A 20,754-nucleotide genomic window follows, 5' to 3' on the forward strand; every position below is an offset into this window, starting at 1 on the left:
AGGCTCTGTTAACCGCACTGGGAACGGCGCGGTTTTGCGGATTTTCTATGTCGCATCGGCACGGGAATCGCAACAGATGGATTGACTTTTCGCCGGTGAATCCGGGTTTTCTCGAAATTGTGTTGCGAAAAGTGTCGGATAGATCAGTCTTGCTGACATAATATCTCAAAGAAACTGATTAGACAGGACGCAGTCCGCGCGTCGATATGGTTTTTTGAAACAGGAGATTTTCATGCTGACCATTTACGCCCAACCCGATTCAGGAAATTGCTACAAGCCCCGCCTTCTGCTTGCCTTGCTGGGCAGGCCTTTTCGGCATGTCACGGTTTCGTCGCTCGACGGCTCAACGCGCAAGCCGGACTATCTCGCCAAAAATCCCAACGGAAAGGTGCCATTGCTGGAGCTGGAGGACGGGCGACTGCTGGCAGAATCGAACGCCATGCTGCTCTATCTGGCGGAAGGAACGCCGTTTCTGCCCAAGGACGCCTATGAGCGGGGGCTTGTCTATCAATGGCTGTTCTTCGAACAATATAGCCATGAGCCCCATGTGGCCGTGCGCCGGGCGCTGATGATCTATCCGGAGCGGGCACGGGATGCGACGCCGGAACGTCTGGCCTCAACGCTCGCCGGTGGCAACAAGGCGCTTGGCGTCATGGAAACACAGCTTGAAAAGACGCCCTATCTGGCGGGCGAGACTTATACGGTCGCCGATATCGCGCTCTATGCCTATACGCATGAGGCGCATCTGGGCGGCTTCGACATGCAGCAATATCCGGCGGTTCAGGCCTGGCTCAAGCGCGTTGCGGCCCATCCGGGCCATGTGGCGCTTGACTGGCTGCCTTGAGAATTTTCTCTGATTCCAAAAAATTAGAGCGCCGGTCAGACCGGCGCTCCAATGTTTTCATGTCACATTCGTGCACAAGCCAGATGAAACATCCGGCGGCAAAATGTCTTAGGCTGCGACGAGGTTGTCGGCAGACGAACGGCCCGAACGGCGGTCCTGCACGATCTCGTAGGTGACCTTCTGGCCTTCGTTGAGCGTGGCAAGGCCAGCGCGCTGAACGGCAGAGATGTGAACGAAAATGTCCGTGCCGCCCTGGTCAGGCTGAATGAAGCCGAAACCCTTGGTCGTGTTGAACCATTTAACTGTTCCCGTAGCCATGGGAATGTCCTTTGTAACGATAGTAATTTTTAGTCCGCATGCTCCGCATACGTCCCTGTGGATCGAATTTATGGACAGGAGATCGTCAGGAAGCACGGCAGGCCGCACGGGTCTCAAAGTCACTCGACCGAAAAATCGATTGCCGGACTATATGCGACAAATTTGACCAGCACAAGAGAGCTAGGATGTGTGTCTGGCCATGGTTTTGCTAAAAAAAATCGCAGCTTTAACGTCAACGCTAGGTATTTTTTATCTAAAACGCCGCCGTATCAGCGATTGCGCGCATGGTCGCTCTTTATTGAAGGTGTTGCGACCTTACTATTAAGACGGGCAATAGATCGGTCCTGCCAGAAAAGACAGATCTAAAGTCACAGCCCGAACGAGACATCGCTTTTCTTTGACTTTTGCGTGATATGCATAATGCGCATGTTGCGAATGGCCCGCGATTTCGTCACAGGGATCTGCGAACGGCACGTGGCGAGGCAAATATGACGTCTGAACCGGAACAGAAGCAGCCGAAGCGCAGCGCGCAAAGGAAAAGCCGCAAGCGAGGGAAGTCCCAGCGCGTTGGTATCAAGGGCTTGCTCACCCGTCAGCCGGTCCGGGACGGCAATGATCTGTTCTCACAGGTCTCGATGATGACCGGCGCTTTCTGGAATTCGCCAGTGCGCACCACGCTGATTGCACTCGGAACCGGCATTTTCGTGCTGATCGTGCTGATTGCGATTGGGCAGGTGGCCATCAACCGCTGGAACGAGCCGTTTTACGATGCGCTGGCGCGCAAGGATTTGCAGGCGTTCTTCCAGCAGCTGATGGTGTTCTTCGGTATTGCGGGCACATTGCTGGTGCTCAATGTCGCCCAGACATGGCTGAACCAGATGTTCAAGCTTAAGATGCGTGAAGGGCTGGCGCGCGATCTCGTCGGTCAATGGCTGGTGCCGGGGCGCGCCTTTCGGCTCGCCAATGCGGGCGAGATCGGCATTAATCCCGATCAGCGCCTGCATGAAGATGCGCGCCACCTTGCCGAAACATCCTGCGATCTCGGTATCAACCTGCTGCAATCGACCGTGATTCTGTTGAGCTTTGTCGGCGTATTGTGGTCGCTGTCGAGCGGATTTATTTTCAATATTGGCGGTTATAGCTTCCCGATTCCCGGCTATATGGTGTGGGCGGTGATCATATATGCCGCGTCCGCATCGTGGCTGACATGGATCGTCGGGCGCAACCTCGTCAATATCAATGCCAATCGTTATGCGCGCGAGGCGGATTTCCGCGCCTCGCTGATGCGCGTCAATGAGCATCTCGATTCGGTCACCCTTTCGCGCGGTGAGGTGGATGAGCGCCGCCGTCTCGATCTCGATATCGACGCCGTGCTGGCTGCGATCCGCAAGATCGTCTATGCGACCACGCGACTGACATGGGTGACGGCTGGTTATGGCTGGCTCACCATTGTAGCGCCGATTCTGGTCGCCGCACCGGTGTATTTCTCTGGCGGACTGACCTTCGGTGGTCTGATGATGGCCGTCGGCGCGTTTACGCAGGTGCATAATTCACTGCGCTGGTTCGTGGATAATTTCGGTGCCATTGCCGACTGGCGCGCCACACTGCTTCGTGTCGCCACTTTCCGTCAGGCAATTCTGCGCATGGATGAGTTGGGTCATCTCGACCGGCACGTCGATCTGGCCGTCAACGAGGACGATAGAATCAGTCTCGACGATGTGTCGATTGCGGCACCCGATGGCTGTTTGCGCCTGTCGAAGAGCGCCTTCGCGGTCAAGCCGGGCGAACGGGTGTTGGTAACCGGCGGCACCGAAACCCAACGCACCTTGCTGTTTCGGGCGCTTGGCGGTCTGTGGCCATGGGGCGAGGGGCGGATCGGCATGCCAGCCAATGACGGCGTAGCCTTCATGCCGCGTGCGCCTTATTTCCCGCCCGGGACATTGAAGAGCGTGATCGTCTATCCATTCGACCTGAAGAAATTCTCGCCCGAAGCGCTGGAGGGCGTGTTGCAGCGCGCCGGGCTTGACCGGCTTATCGGCAGTCTCGACTACGCCACACGCTGGGAACGGGTGCTGACCGATGACGAGCGGCAATGTCTCGCTTTCGCCCGCCTCATTCTGCAAAAGCCGCAATGGATCATCATCGATGGCGCGCTGGATGGTCTCGATGCCGAAGCCTATGATCGCATCCGGGACATTTTGACCACTGAGCTGAAAGACGCTGCTGTGATCCATCTGGGCAAGCCGCATCTGCATAACGGGTTTTTCTCCCGGCAGGTCAATCTGGAAGATGATCCCGATGGCAAGCCGCTGGAAATTCCCGCTTTAAAGAGCGCATGAAAAAAGCCGCCGGATCGCTCCGGCGGCTTTTTTCATTATCTGTAAAACAGATTATGCGCGGAAGTAATCCTGCAGCGGACGCACTTCCAGCGAACCGGCCTTCAGCGCCGCGATGGCTTCGGCCGCTGATTCTGCGCCTGCCATCGTGGTGTAGTAAGGCAGCTTCTGCATCAGCGTTGCGCGGCGGATAGACTTGGAGTCGGACACGGCGCTGGCGCTGTCGGTGGTGTTGAAGACCAGATGGATCTGACGGTTGCGGATCGCATCTTCCACATGTGGACGGCCTTCGATGACCTTGTTGACCTTGATCGCCTCGACGCCATTGTCAGCGAGGAAACGCTGCGTGCCGCCGGTTGCCATCACGCGGAAGCCGAGGCTTGCGAGCTTGCGCACAGGTGCCAGAACGCGTTCCTTGTCTTCGTCGCGCACCGACACGAACACCGTGCCTTCACGCGGCAGTTCCACGCCGGCACCAAGCTGCGCCTTGGCGAAAGCCAGTGCGTAGTCGTAGTCGAGGCCCATGACCTCGCCGGTTGAGCGCATTTCCGGTCCGAGCAGCGTATCGACGCCCGGGAAACGAGCGAACGGGAACACGGCTTCCTTGACCGCGATATGCGGGCGCGATGGGGCCTGCGGCTTGCCGCCATAAGCGCCGAGCGCTGCTTCAAGGCTTTCGCCAGCCATGATGCGGGCCGCGACCTTGGCAATCGGGGTGCCGATGGTTTTGGCAACGAACGGCACCGTACGCGAAGCGCGCGGATTCACTTCGAGGATGAAGATTTCGCCATCCTTGATCGCGAACTGAACGTTCATCAGGCCGCCGACATTGAGCGCCTTGGCCAATGCTTCGGTCTGACGTTCGAGTTCGGCGACGGTTTCAGCCGAGAGCGAGTGAACCGGCAGCGAGCAGGCGCTGTCGCCGGAGTGAATACCGGCTTCTTCGATATGCTCCATGATGCCCGACACAAAGCTGTCCTTGCCATCGCAGAGGCAATCGACGTCCACTTCGATGGCCTGGGTGAGATAGGTATCGAACAGCAGCGGGTTCTTGCCGAGCAGGGTGTTGATCTGGCCGGTCTTGTCGTTCGGATATTTCGCCTTGATATCTTCCGGGACCAGTTCCGGCACGGTGTCGAGCAGATAGGCTTGCAGCGTGCGCTCGTCATGGATGATCTGCATGGCGCGGCCACCCAGAACATAGGACGGGCGAACGACCAGCGGGAAGCCGAGGTCAGCGGCGACGAGGCGAGCCTGTTCGACCGAATAGGCAATGCCGTTCTTCGGCTGGTTCAGGTCGAGCTTGACCAGCAGCTTCTGGAAGCGGTCGCGATCTTCCGCAAGGTCGATGGCGTCCGGCGAGGTGCCGAGGATCGGAATGCCGGCCTTTTCAAGCGCATTGGCGAGCTTGAGCGGGGTCTGGCCGCCGAATTGGACGATCACGCCGTGCAGCGTGCCCTTTTCCTGTTCAACGCGCAGGATTTCCAGCACGTCTTCCGCCGTCAGCGGTTCGAAATAGAGGCGGTCCGAGGTGTCGTAATCGGTCGAAACCGTTTCCGGGTTGCAGTTGATCATGATGGCTTCGTAATCGGCGTCGCCGAGCGCGAAGGCAGCATGGCAGCAGCAATAATCGAACTCGATGCCCTGACCGATACGGTTCGGCCCACCGCCGAGAATGACGACCTTCTTGCGATCCGAAACTTCAGCTTCCGAACGTGGCTGGCCGACGAAGGGCGTTTCATAGGTCGAGTACATATAGGCGGTCGGCGAAGCGAATTCGGCAGCGCAGGTATCGATGCGCTTATAGACCGGATGCACGTCGAGATCGGCGCGCAGCTTAGCCACGTCCGCAGCGTCCTTGTTGGTCAGGCTGGCAAGGCGCGCGTCGGAGAAGCCCATTGCCTTCAGCATGCGCAGGTTTTCAGCGTCCTGCGGCAGACCATGTTCGCGAATGCGCACTTCGGTCAACACGATGGCTTCGATCTGTTCGAGGAACCATGGGTCGATCTTGGAGGCGTCATGCACCTGCTCGACAGTCAGGCCGAGGCGCATGGCCTGCGCGACCATGCGCAGACGATCCGGCGTCGGCGTGCCGATGGCGGCGCGGATGGCGTTCTTCTCGTCGCCGTCCTCGATGCCGGGAATGGCGATTTCGTCAAGGCCGGTCAGGCCGGTTTCAAGACCGCGCAGCGCCTTCTGCAAGCTTTCCTGAAAAGTGCGGCCAATGGCCATCACTTCACCGACCGACTTCATGGCGGTGGTCAGGATCGGCGAGGAGCCGGGGAATTTTTCGAAAGCGAAACGCGGGATCTTGGTGACGACATAGTCGATCGACGGTTCGAACGAGGCTGGCGTCGCGCCGCCGGTGATGTCGTTGTCGAGTTCGTCCAGCGTGTAGCCGACAGCGAGCTTGGCCGCGACTTTGGCAATCGGGAAGCCGGTAGCCTTGGAAGCGAGCGCCGAAGAACGTGAGACGCGCGGGTTCATTTCAATGACGATCATGCGGCCATTGGCCGGGTTGATCGCGAACTGCACGTTGGAGCCGCCGGTTTCAACGCCGATCTCGCGCAGCACCGCAATCGAGGCGTTGCGCATGATCTGGTATTCTTTGTCGGTCAGCGTCAGCGCAGGCGCGACGGTGATCGAATCGCCGGTGTGTACACCCATCGGATCGAGGTTTTCGATCGAGCAGATGATGATGCAGTTGTCCGCCTTGTCGCGGACGACTTCCATTTCATATTCTTTCCAGCCCAGAACCGACTCTTCGATCAGAACTTCGGTGGTCGGCGATGCGTCCAGACCGCGTTCGATGATTTCGAAGAATTCCTGACGGTTATAGGCGATGCCGCCGCCGGTGCCGCCGAGCGTGAAGCTCGGGCGGATGATGGCCGGAAGGCCAACCACGTCGAGCGCCTGCGCCGCCTTGGCGAGCGCGTGGGTCATGTAGCGCTGCTTGCGTTCGACTTCGCCGAGCTGCCATTCGGTTTCCAGCTTGTCGAGGGCCTTGTCCAGCGCGTCGCCCGAATATTGCGACTTCACTTCAGCGCGCTTGGCTTCATGACGCTTGCGGTCTTCGTCCTTGATTTCGGTGGCGTTGGCGAGGCGGGATTCCGGCGTATCGAGGCCGATCTTGTCCATGGCTTCGCGGAACAGCGCGCGATCTTCGGCCTTGTCGATGGCCTCGGCATTGGCGCCGATCATCTCGACATTGTAGCGCTCCAGCACGCCCATGCGGCGCAGCGACAATGCGGTGTTCAGCGCGGTCTGGCCGCCCATGGTGGGCAGCAGCGCGTCCGGGCGTTCCTTGGCGATGATCTTGGCGACGACTTCCGGCGTGATCGGCTCGATATAGGTCGCGTCCGCCAGATCGGGATCGGTCATGATCGTGGCCGGGTTGGAGTTGACGAGGATGATGCGGTAGCCTTCCTCTTTCAACGCCTTGCAAGCCTGCGTGCCCGAATAGTCGAATTCGCAAGCCTGGCCGATGACAATGGGGCCCGCGCCGATAATCAGGATCGATTTGATATCTGTACGTTTCGGCATGGGCGCTCATCCTATCTTCTTCGCGCGCATGATCTTGTCCGAAAACCGGTTCCCATTTTCGGGATCATGCTCTTGTTTCACGCATATCTTGGTCTCGAAACCGGTTCCCACTTTCGAGAGACATGCTGCTTAGCCTGCCAGAAAAGCCCGCACGGTTTTCCGGCGGGTTGGCAGCTTATGAATTCTGTGGGCTAAGCGGGCCTTATAGGCAATGATGACCCAAAGCGGAACCCCACAAATACGCTTATTTCAAAGAAAATGCGGGCATTCACGAAAAATCTTGCCCGGCCGCTGTTTTCTTGCGCGGTGATGCACCAATGCGGTAACGCTCCAGCGCCGTTTTCTGGCTCGACCGGCTGACCGGAAGCAGCGTCCCGTCGCGTGTTTTGAGACTGAGCGCGCCGTTGACGCGCTGCAATTCCTCAACATGAATGTCAGCCACCCAATGCGAGCGGTGGATCTGCAAACCCGGCGTTTCGCCGATTTCCTTCACTGCGTCGGAAAAGCGGATGAGGATCAGTTCCTTGCCCCGGTTGGTGACGACTTGCGTGTAATGGTCGTCTGCCGACAGACGCAGCAACTGACCACGATTGCCCGGTTGCAGGCGATTGAGCAGGGCAGGGGCTTCGGGGCTGTTGTTTGAAACGGTTTCGATGTCTTTGCGAACTGTCATATAGGCAAGGACGCAGAAGAGCGCGCTGAGCGGCAGCGAGACCGCCATGCTTCCGACAACTGTTTTGAAGGTTGGGAGTCTGGTCAGAAAACCGTAATCGACGAGGCCGACCCATAGGCCGATGGGAACCGCGGCCAGAAGAGCACCCGTCATCATGCGCGCAAAAGTGCTGGCGACCCATGGCTTCAGCAGGGAATCCGCGAGAACGGCGAATAAAATGGCGATGGACCAGCCGCCAAACTGAATCAGCAGCCAATAGAAAAAGCGGATAGCGACGGGCATCGAACCCGTGCCAAGGGCCGCCGTTATCGTCAAGATCAGCACCACGACAAGAAACGTCATCCAGAGGCGGAGCGCGCGCGAAATGACCGTCATTTCACGAAGCGCGAATTGCATAAAGCCGCCAGCCACGAAGTTTTCCTGCATTCCACGTCATTCCAATTGAGCCGAGCGCAGTGTTGTCGAAGGAAGGTGGAAATTCAACCGGAGCTTCACCATGAATTTCGCCCCGCTTCTCCAAGCACCACTTGCTGTCCAGCTGCACGTCGCCACCGTCGTACCCGCAGCGTTGCTGGGCGCATTCATTCTCCTGCGCAAAAAGGGCACGCGACGGCACAAATATCTCGGGCGCATATGGATGGTGCTGATGGTCGTCACCGCAATGACAAGCTTTTTCATACACCAGATCAACCTGCTCTGGGGCTTCAGCCCGATACACATCCTGTCCGTGCTGGTCATCGCCGGATGCATCCGGTCGGTTATCGCCGCGCGTCAGGGCGATATAGTCATTCATCGCAGAATCACGCGACGGGTCTATTTTCTGGGTATAATCGGAGCGGGGCTCTTTGCCTTCATGCCGGGGCGCATCATGAATGCGGTCGTATTTACGGATATGAGCGCTTCCAGCCTCGCAGTCGGCGCGGCGACAGTGGTCGCATCCGCGCTGGGTTGCTGGCTTTTTAGGCAGAAGTTTAAAGCCGCGCGATAAGGCAATCCCGAACAGCAATTATTGCGTGCGAGTCTTCGTTTGTGATTTGCATGCCATTTACTTTTTATATTGCGGTGGCAACTCTTTATGCGACAATTATACGAGATAATATTTTGCGCCGCGGGGTTTACAGCGGCCGGTGTTGAGGGAGTGGGTGCATGCGCTGGCAAGGTCGTAGGCAAAGTGACAATGTGGAAGACCAGCGTAGCGGCGGTGGCGGCACAGGCGGTGGCCAGGGCGGCGGTTTTGGCGGTGGCGGGCCGGGCTTCAAGGTCGTGCGCGGCGGCGGGCTTTCCGGCATTCTCATTCTGGTCGTGATGTTCTTCGTGCTGCGCGCCTTCGGTATCGATCCGATACCGATTCTGTTCGGCGGCGGTGGCATGGACTCGTCCGTGCAGACGCAACAGCAGTCCAGTGGTCGCACGGCTGCCGAGGGCGGCGCCGTCGCCAATGACGAGATGACTCAGTTTGCCCGCACGGTGCTTGCCGAGACAGAAGATGTCTGGAGCGGTATTTTCCAGTCGCGCGGCCAGACCTATACCAAGCCGACCATGGTTCTCTTCACCGGGCAGGTTCGTTCGGCCTGTGGTTTCGCTTCGGCGGCATCCGGGCCGTTCTACTGCCCCGGCGACCGCAAGCTCTATATCGATCTGAGCTTCTATGACGAACTGGCGAACCGTTTCGGCGCGTCGGGCAATTTCGCGCAGGCCTATGTGCTGGCGCATGAAGTCGGGCACCATGTCCAGAACCTGCTCGGCATTCTGCCGAAGTTCAACCAGATGCGTCAGCAGATGAACGAAGTGCAGGCCAACCAGATGTCGGTTCGCGTCGAGCTTCAGGCTGATTGTTTCGCCGGAATCTGGGGCTATTACACCGAGCAGAAGGGCATTCTGGAAACGGGTGATCTTGAAGATGCGCTCAATGCGGCGCACCAGATCGGCGATGATACCTTGCAGCGCCGCAGTCAGGGCTATGTCGTGCCGGAAAGCTTCAACCACGGCACATCGGCCCAGCGCGCCAAGTGGTTCAAGCGCGGCTTTGATACAGGCAAGCTCGAATCCTGCGATACATTCAGCGGTGACGTCTAATCCGCCCGGAATATGCGGTAAAAGGCGGCTACGGCCGCCTTTTTCTTTGCAGCTTAAGCGGTGTTTGGCAGCAATTTCGCCGAGTTTCATCAAGCAGGCTTGTCGTAGAATAATTTTCCCTATAAAGGGTCTGCATCGGCGCGGCCCTTTTCCAAATCATGCGTGACGCTCAGTTTTGAGCGGCGATGACGCGCGATCCTTTCCAACAATCAAAACATGATGCTGTCTGCGGCACATCCGCATGAGCATATTTCAGGTGTTCCAATGCTTGACCCCAAATTCGTAAAGCGGGGCCTTTGGCTGGTCTTCATGACGCTGTTTCTCGATATTATCGGGATCGCGATCATCATGCCGGTTCTGCCAGCCTATCTCGAAGAACTGACCGGCGCGGATGTCAGCACCGCTGCAGTCGATGGCGGTTGGCTGCTTCTGGTCTATGCGGCGATGCAGTTTCTGTTCGCGCCGCTGATCGGAAATCTCAGCGACCGTTTCGGACGGCGGCCCGTTCTGCTGGCCTCCATTCTGACATTTGCAATCGACAATCTCATCTGCGCGCTGGCAACCTCATTCTGGATGCTGTTCGTCGGACGTGTGCTGGCGGGCATCAGCGGCGCAAGCTTTGCGACCGCATCCGCCTATATTGCGGATGTCAGCGATGACAGCAATCGCGCGCGCAATTTCGGCCTGATCGGCATTGCCTTCGGCGTGGGCTTTGCGCTCGGCCCGGTTCTGGGCGGCCTGCTTGGCGAATTCGGTCCGCGCGTTCCGTTCTACGGGGCGGCGCTCTTGTCCTTCATCAATTTCGTGCTGGCTTACTTCCTGTTGCCGGAAACGCTGTCCTTGCAAAACAGGCGCAGTTTCCAGATCGGACGCGCCAACCCACTCGGTGCGCTGAAGCAGTTGCGCAGCTATCCCGGCATCGGCTGGGTGATGGCGGTCTTCTTCCTGTACTGGCTGGCCCATGCGGTTTATCCGTCGGTCTGGGCCTTTGTCGGCGCGTACCGCTATAATTGGAACGAGGCACAGATCGGCCTGTCGCTTGGCATGTTCGGTATCGGTACAGCGTTCGTTATGGCAGTCGTGCTGCCGCGCGCTCTGCCTATTCTGGGCGAACGGCGCACGGCGATCATCGGCGTGCTGTTTGCCGGTCTCGGTCTGACGGGCTATGCAATCGCCTGGGAGGGCTGGATGGTCTATGCGGTCATCTTCCTGACCGCTCTGGAAGGCTTCGCCGATCCACCGCTGCGCAGTATCGCTGCGGGCAAGGTGCCGCCTTCCGCGCAAGGTGAGTTGCAGGGTGCGCTGACCAGCGTTTCGAGCATCACGACGATTATCGGGCCGCTGCTCTTCACGCAGTTGTTCAGCCATTTTACCGGCGCGAATGCCCCGTTCGACTTCGCCGGTATGCCCTATGCGGTTGCAGCTGGGTTGATCTTCATTGCGCTGGTCGTGGTGGTGGCGCGGGTGCATCCGAAGCCAAAGTCGAAGCCTGTGGACGCTTAAACGCCCACATTGGAGCATGAAAAAAGCCGGGGTGTTTGCCCCGGCTTTTTTATTTTTCGCACAATAAGTTAACCGCAAAACCTCAGTTTTGGATTCACGCAGCCTGTTCGCGTTCCGGCAGAAGAGCTTCGCCCTTCTTTTCGCGGATCAAATTGATGAACCGGCGGAACAGGTAGTGTGAATCCTGCGGGCCGGGCGATGCTTCCGGGTGATGCTGCACGGAGAAGACCGGCTTGCCGATGACGCGCAGGCCGCAATTGGTGCCGTCGAACAGCGAGACATGGGTTTCTTCGACATCTTCCGGCAGCGATTCGGAATCGACTGCAAAGCCGTGGTTCATCGAGACGATTTCCACCTTGCCGGTCGTGTAGTCCTTCACCGGATGGTTGGCGCCGTGATGGCCCTGATGCATCTTCTCGGTGCGACCGCCAAGCGCCAGCGCCAGCATCTGGTGACCGAGGCAGATGCCGAAAACCGGTAGGCCACTGTCAACCAGTTTGCGGATGGTCGGCACGGCATATTCGCCGGTGGCTGCCGGATCGCCGGGGCCGTTCGACAGGAACACGCCATCGGGATTATAAGCCAGCACGTCGTCGGCGGTTGCCGTTGCGGGCAGAACCGTGACCTTGGCGCCGAGGCCCGAGAGCAGACGTAGAATGTTGCGCTTCACGCCGAAATCGAGCGCGACCACATGATATTGCGGGTTGTTCAGCTCGCCGAAGCTCTCGCCCTTGATCCAGGGCGTTTCGTTCCAGACCTGGCTCTGGCCGATGGTGACATCCTTGGCGAGATCAAGATTCTCCAGACCGCTCCAGCCAGCCGCGCGGGCTTTCAGGGCGTCAATGTCGAACTTGCCGTTCGGGTCATGCGCGATGACGGCATTCTGCGCGCCTCGTTCGCGGATCAGCGCGGTGAGGGCGCGGGTGTCGATGCCTGCCAGCGCGATGACGCCGCGCGCCTTCAGCCAAGCATCGAGATCTTCGCTCGAGCGATAATTGGATGGTGCGGTGATATCGGCCTTGAAGATCGCGCCGACGGCGCCGTGGCGGTTGGCTGGCGTCAGGTCTTCGATGTCTTCGACATTGGTGCCGACATTGCCGATATGCGGGAAGGTGAAGGTCACGATCTGTCCGGCATAGGACGGATCGGTCAGGATTTCTTCGTAACCGGTGAGCGCCGTGTTGAAGACAACTTCCGCTTCGATTGCGCCGGTCGCGCCGAGGCCCTTGCCTTCGATCACGGTGCCGTCGGCAAGAACCAGAACGGCGGTTCGCTTTTCGGTTGTCCAGGGTGCGGTTTTCGGGGTCGTTTCGGTCATGTTTGCACTCCTGTTTAAATTGCAGCACCTAAATCCGTGCCACGTTTAATGTTTTAGCTTCCGCACACGCTCGCGTTCCAACCCGCCAGCTCCACCCCTGTTACCGGGCGAATGGCTTGAAAGATGGGGCGTCAATGGTCATATACGCGCCAACGGGCGACGGGATCATATATGCGCCAAAAAGCAGCGGGGATTTCAAACCTCCCACTGCCAGCATGTACCGATGTCCTGCTAAGCCTTGATCAATAAAGAAACTTGGTTGCCGGGTCAATCGTCCGAGCGCACCCAATCGGGAAATAATCGCGATAATGATCGCATTATTGTTCTACGGGCGGGTAGTTCGGACAGCTCGTAGCAGCACGCGATTGCTTTATGGATCACGTTGCGGGTAAGAAGAGACAAACACCGTCAGGAGACATTCGATGCTTCGCCAGGAGATTTCCCAGGCCCTCACAACCGCGCTCAAGGCGCATGAAAAGCGCCGCACATCGACGCTGCGCCTCATCCTGGCCGCCGTGAAGGACCGCGATATCGCCAACCGTTCCGCCGGCAAGGACCCGGTCGGCGATGAGGAATTGCTGGGCATTCTCGGCAAGATGGTCAAGCAGCGCGAAGAATCGGCGCGCATCTATGAAGAAGGCAGCCGCATTGAGCTGGCGGAAGCCGAGCGCGAGGAAATCGTCATTATCTCCGAGTTTCTGCCGCAGCAGATGACTGAGGAAGAAGTGAAGAAGGCTTGCGAGGACGTCATCGCCGAAATCGGCGCGCAGGGGCTGCGCGACATGGGCAAGTGCATGGCGATCCTCAAGGAACGCTATGCAGGCCAGATGGACTTCACCAAAGCAAGCGCGCTGATGAAATCGCTGCTGCAATAAGCAGCGCTTGTGACCGAAAAGCCCCTCGCCAATGGCGAGGGTTTTTTCATTTCATGGCAAATTAGCCCTGCTTGGCGGTCTTGAGCCGCGTTTCGCTCAGGAGGCCCTGTTCTTCCAGCACGGGATAGGCCATCGAGGCCAGCAGCGAATTGATCTGCTTCAGGTCGCGGATGGTATCGAGATGGATTGTGCTGGTCTCGATGCTGCGGGTTGAGCCTTCGCGCAGACGCGAGAAGTGGCGCAGGCTGGTCTGCTTTTCCAGTTCGCGCAGCCGATCCTTTTCCTGAACGAGCTGGCGCGCCGTGCGCCCGTCACGTGAGACGACCACGTTGAACGCCAGATGCGCATTGGCCAGAACCATGGCGTGGAAGTGGCTGAGTTCTTCCCAGCCTTCCTCGGTGAATTCCAGCTTGTGGTCCATCTTCTTTTGCACCTGCGCCAGCATGTTGCGCACGATGATGTCGCCCACCTGTTCGAGCTTCACGCAGGCGCCGAGCAGTTCCTGCATCCGAAGCGCCTCAAACTCGTTGAGATCATGCGAGGCAAGCCGCGTCAGATAAAGCTTGATCGCGGCATGTTTCTTGTCCACGCGATCGTCGAGGGCGGCGAGTTCGTTGATGCGGGCCTGATCCGGCTTTTCGTAGAGATCGATGATGCGGCGCAGCATCACCTCGACGGTATCGCAGACGCCGACGACTTCGCGGGTGGCGTTGGCCAGCGCCTGCGATGGGCGGTCGAGTACGCTTGTGTCGAGGGCGCTATATTCTTCCATTTCCAGCGGCTGCGCCGGTGCGGTCTTATCCGCATTGAGGCGAACGAGCGCTTCTGTGGTGCGCAGAACCAGCCCGGAGAGCGGGATACCCGCCACCATGACAATCACGTTGAACAGGATATGCGCGTTGACCACCTGCGACACCGGATCAGCGCCAAGAAAGGCAATCGACGGCTTGAAAGTCTCGTAAAGCACCAGCATCACCAGCGAGCCTGCACCGCGCATCAGAAGATTACCGAGTGGCACCACGCGGGTTTCCGGCGGAGCATTGCGGGTGAGGATCGGCGCGATGATCGAGGAACCGAGATTGACGCCCAGCACCATGACCACGGCCAGTTCCGGATCGATGAGACCGCGCGATGCGAATGTGGTCAGCAGGATGACCGCCGCGACGCTGGAATGGAACAGCCAGGTCAGCAGTGCGGCCAGCAGATAGGTGGTGATCGGGTCGTTGGACAGATAATCGACAATGACCGGCAGAAGCGCGCTTTCGCGCAGCGGTTCGGTGGCCTGGCCGGTCATTTCCAGCGACATGATCAGAAGGCCGATGCCGACGAGAATGCGCCCGATCTGCCGCCAGTCGCGGCGCTCGGTGGTCATGAAGATGCCGGTGCCGATAACAAGGCAGAGCGGCACGAGGATTGTCAGGTCGTAGCTCAGGATCTTGACGACGAGCGCCGAGCCGAGTTCGCCGCCGCGCACTGCCATCAGTCCGGCCACGCCGCTGACGAAGCCCGACCCCACGAAGGAGCCGACGAGCAGCGTCACCGCCGTCGAGCTTTGCAGCGCGACAGCCAGCGCAAGGCCAAAAGCGACCGACAGGATCGGGTTGTGCATCTGGTTGCGCAGGCGTCTGCGCAGGCGGTCGCCATAAGCGCGCTCTACCCCGGTTCGCACCATGCGGGTGGCCCACAAAAGAAGGGCGACAGCGCCGGCAAGATGCAAAAGGACCAAAGAACCGTTCACGGCGAAATCCCTTCGGTTGGCGGTTGACGTTGAAAGCTAGAATTATCTCATAAAACGAAGAAATTATGTTCCGGCTAATTAAATATCCAAGAGATATGGGCTTATTCGCGCATAAAATCAACCGGCTTACGCTGAATGTAAAAGTTATATGACAGTTTTGTGACAGTTGCATGACCGTGAGCAGGCTCGTCGAAAAGGTTGTCAAACAGTCTGGGCAGAAGACTGTGATTAGCGGGGAGGGTTATGCGCGCGCGATGGACTGTCAGAGCCTGCGCGCCTATATACTCTATGGAAGACACGCCCGCTGTCGGGCCGAGCTGAAAGTGAAATCTGTAATGCGTTTCCCACCCTCCTTTCTCGATGAGATCAGAGATCGTGTGCCGATCTCGACGCTGATCGGAGCACGGGTTTCGTTCGACCGCAAAAAGAGCAATCCGCCGAAGGGCGATTTCTGGGCCTGTTGTCCGTTCCATGGCGAAAACACGCCGAGCTTCCACTGCGAAGACCGCAAGGGACGTTACCACTGTTTCGGTTGCGGCGTGACTGGCGATCACTTCAAGTTTCTGACCGAACTGGAAGGCTTGAGTTTTCCAGAAGCCGTGGAGCGCGTGGCCGATATGGCGGGGGTGCCCATGCCTGCGCGCGATCCTGAAATGGAAAAGCGTGAGGCTGAGCGCGCAACGCTTTATGACGTCATGGAACTGGCGGCGCAGTTTTTCGAGGCGCAGCTACAGAGTACTGCCGGTGCCAAGGCGCGCGCCTATCTGCGCGACCGTGGCCTTTCCAGCGCGACGCAGCAGGCGTTCCGCATGGGCTATGCGCCGGAATCGCGCAATGCCCTGAAAGAGTTTCTGGCGGGCAAGGGCGTATCGCGCGAGCAGATCGAGGCTTGCGGCCTCGTGGTGCATGGCGAGGGCATTGCCGTTTCCTATGACCGCTTCCGCGACCGCGTGATGTTCCCCATCGAGGATTTGCGCGGACGCATCATCGCATTCGGCGGCCGCGCACTTTCTGCCGATGCGCCTGCCAAATATCTGAACTCGCCGGAAACCGAACTCTTCCACAAGGGGCGGGTGCTTTATAACGGTCTGCGCGCACGCAAGGCCTGCCAGCCACAAAATGGCGAACCGGCCAAGCCGATCATCGCCGTCGAAGGCTATATGGATGTGATCGCGCTGGCGCAGGCGGGTTTCCACCACGTCGTGGCGCCGCTCGGTACGGCGCTGACCGAAGAACAGCTCGAACTTCTCTGGCGCATCAGCCCGGAACCGGTGCTTTGCTTCGATGGTGACGGTGCGGGGCTTCGCGCTGCCTATCGCGCCGCCGATCTTGGTCTGCCGACCTTGCAGCCGGGCAAGTCGCTGCGCTTTGCGCTGTTGCCGGAAGGACAGGACCCGGACGATCTGGTCAAGGCGGAAGGTCCGGCGGCGTTTCAGGCCGTGCTGCGTGACGCCAAGCCGCTGGTCGACATGATCTGGACCCGCGAAACCGTGGGCGGCGTGTTCGACACGCCGGAAAAGCGCGCCGAACTGGAAGCGCGTTTGCGCGAGATCACCAGCCGCATCGCCAATGAGGATATTCGCCGCCATTACGGTCAGGATATGCGCGAACGCGCCCAGGCATTCTTCGGGCAGGGGCGGCAGCAGGGCGGCCAGCGCAATGGGTCGTTCAACCGCCGCAACGACAATGGGCGCGGACGTGGCGCCCCTGGCATGGGCGGCGGCGGGCGATTGACGATCTCCGACAGCCTTGTTCGTTCCACGCTGGTCAAAGGCGGGCGTCCCGGTGCGGGCACCCATGCGCCGCTGCGGGAAACGGCAATCGTACTCACGCTGATGAACCATCCGCGCCTGATCGAAGAAGATTTCGAAACGATTGCCGGGCTTGATCTGGCGCATGATGCGTTGAAGACGCTGCATCTGGCCATGCTCGACGTTCTGGCCTCCGACCATGTGGACGATGGTCTGGCCATGCGTCACGCGCTGGTCGGCGCCGGGCATCGCGATCTGATCGAAACGCTGGAACAGGCGGTGAAGGGCGCAAGGCTCTGGACCGCATCCGCGCTTGCGGCGGAAGACGATGCGCGGGAAGCTTTGCGGCAGGCGCTTCACTTGCATCAGCGCGCCCGCACACTACATAAGGAGCTGCGAGCCGTGGAGGCCGCACTGGAAACCGATGAGACGGGCGAACTTTATGCGCGCCTCATCGATATACAAAATCAGATTTTAAAGGCAGATGCGACCGAAGCCCTGATCGACGGTTTCGGTCTGTCGTCCGGACGCTCTCCCGGCGGTTTTTGATTCGGATTGCCCGAATCACTTTATGGGAAAGTACCGGGAATACGGGGTTGCGGACGGCCAATAGCGCTCTAATTAGAGCATTTCCAGCAAAAGTGCGTAGCGGTTTTGCGTAGGATAATGCGTAAAAACAAAAAGATAGAGCGGTTTCACGATTCCGTTTTAACCGGAACAGTTCTAGCCCGCGGATGGGCCGCGACAACAAATGATTCGCTTTTTGAGGGCGAATCAGGTGAGTCGCTCTTGACGAATGGCGTAAATGACGGAATCACGACAGTTCGAACAAGGATAGAACGGATACCGATGATGTTCCGATACCTCTGCTCCGTGGGAAGCGGGATGCGGAACAAGGGCAAAAAACCGTTGCGATGACGTGATGTCACCGGCTCTGCCCACAGAAAATCGATCACGATGGAGCCTGATACCGAGGGCAGGGTTAATCCGCCATTAACGGCAAATCAGCTACTCGCAGAATCAACCGGCGGCTTGCAGGCTCGCAAAACCGTTCGGACACTCTATATATCTTAAAAGCGACCGGGGTCGCCTGGAGAAGAACATATGGCAACGAAGGTTAAGGAAAACGAAGAAGCCGAAGTCGAGCGCGAAGGTGCTGCCGACGGTCCGCTTCTCGACCTTTCTGACGATGCTGTCAAGAAGATGATCAAGGTCGCGAAGAAGCGTGGCTATGTGACCATGGACGAACTGAACGCCGTTCTTCCTTCCGAGGAAGTGACGTCGGAGCAGATCGAAGATACCATGGCCATGCTTTCCGACATGGGCATCAACGTCGTTGAAGACGACGAGCAAGACAACGATCGCGAAGAAAACAACAACGACGACGACGCGGAAGAAGGCGGCGATCTGGTCGAGGCTGGCGGTACTGCCGTTGCCACCACGACGACCAAGAAAGAGCCGACGGACCGCACCGACGACCCCGTGCGCATGTATTTGCGCGAAATGGGTTCGGTGGAGCTTCTGTCGCGCGAAGGCGAAATCGCCATCGCAAAGCGCATCGAAGCCGGTCGCGAAACGATGATTGCCGGGCTGTGCGAAAGCCCGCTGACTTTCCAGGCCATCATCATCTGGCGCGATCAGTTGAATGAATCCAACATTCTCCTGCGCGAAATCATCGATCTCGAAACCACCTATGCCGGTCCGGAAGCCAAGCAGGCGCCGGTGATCGAGCGTGTGGAAGAAGAACGTCCGCGCGACGACAAGCCCGCGCGCCGTTCGCGTGACGACGACGACATCACCAATGTCGGCGGCGACATGCCAGCGGAAGAGGAAGAAGAGGACGAAGACGAAGCCAACCTGTCGCTGGCGGCCATGGAAGCCGAACTGCGCCCACAGGTCATGGAAACGCTCGACCTCATCGCCGATACCTACAAGAAGCTGCGCAAGCTGCAGGACCAGCAGGTTGAAGGCCGTCTGGCCGCGACCGGCGAACTCTCCTCCAGCCAGGAGCGCCGCTACAAGGAACTGAAAGACGAGCTGATCACCGCCGTGAAGTCGCTCTCTCTCAATCAGAATCGTATCGAACAGCTCGTCGAACAGCTCTACGATATCAATAAGCGTCTGGTTCAGAACGAAGGCAAGCTTCTGCGTCTGGCTGAATCCTTCGGCGTGCGTCGCGATGAGTTCTTGAAGGAATATCAGGGCCACGAACTCGACCCGAACTGGGTTGAGCGCGTCGGTCTGCTATCGGCTCGCGGCTGGAAGGATTTTGCCGCCAAGGAAGTGGGTACGATTGCCCGTCTGCGCAGCGAAATTCAGAACCTCGCCACTGAAACCGCGATTTCGATCGGCGAATTCCGCCGCATCGTCAATCAGGTACAGAAGGGCGAACGCGAAGCCAGCATCGCCAAGAAGGAAATGGTCGAGGCCAATCTGCGTCTCGTGATTTCCATTGCCAAGAAGTACACGAACCGTGGCCTTCAGTTCCTCGATCTCATTCAGGAAGGCAATATCGGCCTGATGAAAGCGGTCGACAAGTTCGAATACCGTCGCGGTTACAAGTTCTCGACCTATGCGACCTGGTGGATTCGTCAGGCAATCACCCGTTCGATTGCCGATCAGGCGCGCACCATCCGTATTCCGGTGCACATGATCGAAACGATCAACAAGATCGTCCGCACGTCGCGCCAGATGCTGCACGAAATCGGTCGTGAGCCGACGCCGGAAGAACTGGCCGAAAAGCTTGCCATGCCGCTCGAAAAAGTGCGCAAGGTGCTGAAGATCGCCAAGGAGCCGATCTCTCTCGAAACGCCAGTCGGCGACGAGGAAGATTCACATCTGGGTGATTTCATCGAGGACAAGAACGCACTGCTGCCGATCGACGCCGCCATTCAGGCGAACCTGCGCGATACGACGACCCGTGTTCTCGCTTCGCTGACGCCGCGTGAAGAACGCGTTCTGCGTATGCGGTTCGGTATCGGTATGAACACCGACCACACGCTCGAAGAAGTCGGCCAGCAGTTCTCGGTTACCCGTGAACGTATCCGTCAGATCGAAGCGAAGGCGCTACGCAAGCTCAAGCATCCGAGCCGTTCGCGCAAGCTGCGTTCGTTCCTCGATTCTTAAAACCGGAGGAAACCATGTCGTTCCTGAAGCGTCTGTTCGGCGGCGGTGGTGAAGCCGCTGAGAAATCAGCGGAGCCGAAAGAGGCCGGTCGTACCGAGCACAAGGATTTTCTGATCGTCGCCACGCCTTACAGCGAAGGCGGTCAGTATCAGGTGTGCGGTGTGATTTCCAAAACGATCAATGGTGAATTGAAGGAATATCGCTTCGTTCGCGCTGACCGTTGCCCCGGCATCGAGGATGCCGCCAGCATTGCGCTGAACAAGGGTCGCCAGATCGTTGACGAGCAGGGCGAGCATATCTTCCGCTGATCGTCTCGATTGCAAATGAAAGCGCCGCGCATGGGTCCATGCGCGGCGCTTTTTATTGAGTTTGCCCCGATGATCGGATCAATCTGGATGGCACACAAAGGCAACCATTTTGCGCACAATCGGCAGAAGCATCAGCAGAACCGGGAAAGCCACGATCCACGAAACCACCCATGAACTCATCCAGTTGGATGCGAGATCGGGATGGGTGAGGCCGAGGCTTTTCGCGGTTGCGATCAGCGAGACCACCAGTGTCATCAGCATCGAAAGAATGAGCGGCATGACGAAAGACGCATAATGCGCTGGCAGTTTCCTGCGACGCGGCGTGTCAGAATTTGGCATGATAGT

Annotated in this window: 15 protein-coding genes; 9 read left to right on the top strand and 6 right to left on the bottom strand. The window is 58.5% G+C overall.

Annotated elements, in window-relative coordinates; genetic code table 11:
• Window positions 1-232 precede the first annotated feature (232 nt).
• Window positions 233-844: a glutathione S-transferase family protein gene (locus QLQ11_RS00865; protein ID WP_121536464.1), complete on the top strand. Its 612-nt coding sequence runs from the start codon at window positions 233-235 to the stop codon at window positions 842-844.
• Window positions 845-952: 108 nt separating this feature from the next.
• On the opposite strand, the gene QLQ11_RS00870 is transcribed toward QLQ11_RS00865, so the two are convergent.
• Window positions 953-1,162, bottom strand: a complete 210-nt coding sequence (locus QLQ11_RS00870; RefSeq protein ID WP_109369461.1) for a cold-shock protein — start codon at window positions 1,160-1,162, stop codon at window positions 953-955.
• Between the two features lie 488 nt (window positions 1,163-1,650).
• Between QLQ11_RS00870 and QLQ11_RS00875 the strand changes: the two genes are divergently transcribed.
• Entirely contained in the window at window positions 1,651-3,501 is a 1,851-nt protein-coding gene (locus QLQ11_RS00875; RefSeq protein WP_121536462.1) for an ABC transporter ATP-binding protein/permease, read from the top strand.
• Window positions 3,502-3,552: 51 nt separating this feature from the next.
• Here the strand turns inward: QLQ11_RS00875 and carB are convergent, their stop codons facing one another.
• Window positions 3,553-7,041, bottom strand: coding sequence for a carbamoyl-phosphate synthase large subunit (gene carB, locus QLQ11_RS00880; RefSeq protein WP_121536460.1), 3,489 nt, complete (start codon window positions 7,039-7,041; stop codon window positions 3,553-3,555).
• A 268-nt stretch (window positions 7,042-7,309) separates the two neighbouring features.
• Window positions 7,310-8,140 (bottom strand): LytTR family DNA-binding domain-containing protein, encoded by an 831-nt coding sequence (locus tag QLQ11_RS00885; protein ID WP_121536458.1) that lies wholly within the window; start codon window positions 8,138-8,140, stop codon window positions 7,310-7,312.
• Window positions 8,141-8,210: 70 nt separating this feature from the next.
• Here QLQ11_RS00885 and QLQ11_RS00890 point away from each other — a divergent pair, with 70 nt between their 5' ends.
• From QLQ11_RS00890 to QLQ11_RS00900, 3 genes are all read left to right on the top strand, one after another.
• Entirely contained in the window at window positions 8,211-8,702 is a 492-nt protein-coding gene (locus QLQ11_RS00890) for a DUF2306 domain-containing protein (protein ID WP_121536456.1), read from the top strand.
• A gap of 158 nt (window positions 8,703-8,860) precedes the next feature.
• Window positions 8,861-9,790 (top strand): neutral zinc metallopeptidase, encoded by a 930-nt coding sequence (locus QLQ11_RS00895; RefSeq protein ID WP_121536454.1) that lies wholly within the window; start codon window positions 8,861-8,863, stop codon window positions 9,788-9,790.
• Window positions 9,791-10,054: 264 nt separating this feature from the next.
• Entirely contained in the window at window positions 10,055-11,293 is a 1,239-nt protein-coding gene (locus QLQ11_RS00900; protein ID WP_109370268.1) for a TCR/Tet family MFS transporter, read from the top strand.
• Between the two features lie 94 nt (window positions 11,294-11,387).
• Here the strand turns inward: QLQ11_RS00900 and carA are convergent, their stop codons facing one another.
• Window positions 11,388-12,611, bottom strand: a complete 1,224-nt coding sequence (carA, locus tag QLQ11_RS00905; protein ID WP_121536452.1) for a glutamine-hydrolyzing carbamoyl-phosphate synthase small subunit — start codon at window positions 12,609-12,611, stop codon at window positions 11,388-11,390.
• Window positions 12,612-13,033: 422 nt separating this feature from the next.
• On the opposite strand from carA, the gene QLQ11_RS00910 reads away from it, so the two are divergent.
• Window positions 13,034-13,486, top strand: coding sequence for a GatB/YqeY domain-containing protein (locus tag QLQ11_RS00910; RefSeq protein WP_121536450.1), 453 nt, complete (start codon window positions 13,034-13,036; stop codon window positions 13,484-13,486).
• 61 nt (window positions 13,487-13,547) lie between these two features.
• Here QLQ11_RS00910 and QLQ11_RS00915 read toward each other — a convergent pair whose 3' ends face one another.
• A complete protein-coding gene (locus tag QLQ11_RS00915; protein WP_121536448.1) occupies window positions 13,548-15,224 on the bottom strand; it encodes a Na/Pi cotransporter family protein in 1,677 nt (558 codons plus the stop codon).
• Window positions 15,225-15,559: 335 nt separating this feature from the next.
• On the opposite strand from QLQ11_RS00915, the gene dnaG reads away from it, so the two are divergent.
• The 3 genes from dnaG (at window position 15,560) to QLQ11_RS00930 (ending at window position 20,409) form a co-directional block, all read left to right on the top strand.
• On the top strand, window positions 15,560-17,524 hold the full coding sequence (gene dnaG, locus QLQ11_RS00920) for a DNA primase (RefSeq protein ID WP_121536446.1): 1,965 nt from the start codon (window positions 15,560-15,562) through the stop codon (window positions 17,522-17,524).
• A 555-nt stretch (window positions 17,525-18,079) separates the two neighbouring features.
• Window positions 18,080-20,101 carry an RNA polymerase sigma factor RpoD gene (rpoD, locus tag QLQ11_RS00925; RefSeq protein WP_109369452.1) on the top strand — a complete coding sequence of 674 codons (2,022 nt, stop codon included), beginning with the start codon at window positions 18,080-18,082 and terminating at the stop codon, window positions 20,099-20,101.
• 14 nt (window positions 20,102-20,115) lie between these two features.
• Window positions 20,116-20,409, top strand: coding sequence for an HlyU family transcriptional regulator (locus QLQ11_RS00930; RefSeq protein ID WP_078338696.1), 294 nt, complete (start codon window positions 20,116-20,118; stop codon window positions 20,407-20,409).
• Window positions 20,410-20,487: 78 nt separating this feature from the next.
• On the opposite strand, the gene QLQ11_RS00935 is transcribed toward QLQ11_RS00930, so the two are convergent.
• Complete coding sequence (locus QLQ11_RS00935) at window positions 20,488-20,748, bottom strand: DUF2798 domain-containing protein (RefSeq protein ID WP_109369451.1); 261 nt, start codon at window positions 20,746-20,748, stop codon at window positions 20,488-20,490.
• Window positions 20,749-20,754: the final 6 nt, after the last annotated feature.

Source organism: Ochrobactrum sp. SSR (assembly GCF_030067775.1).
Classification (GTDB): domain Bacteria; phylum Pseudomonadota; class Alphaproteobacteria; order Rhizobiales; family Rhizobiaceae; genus Brucella; species Brucella teleogrylli.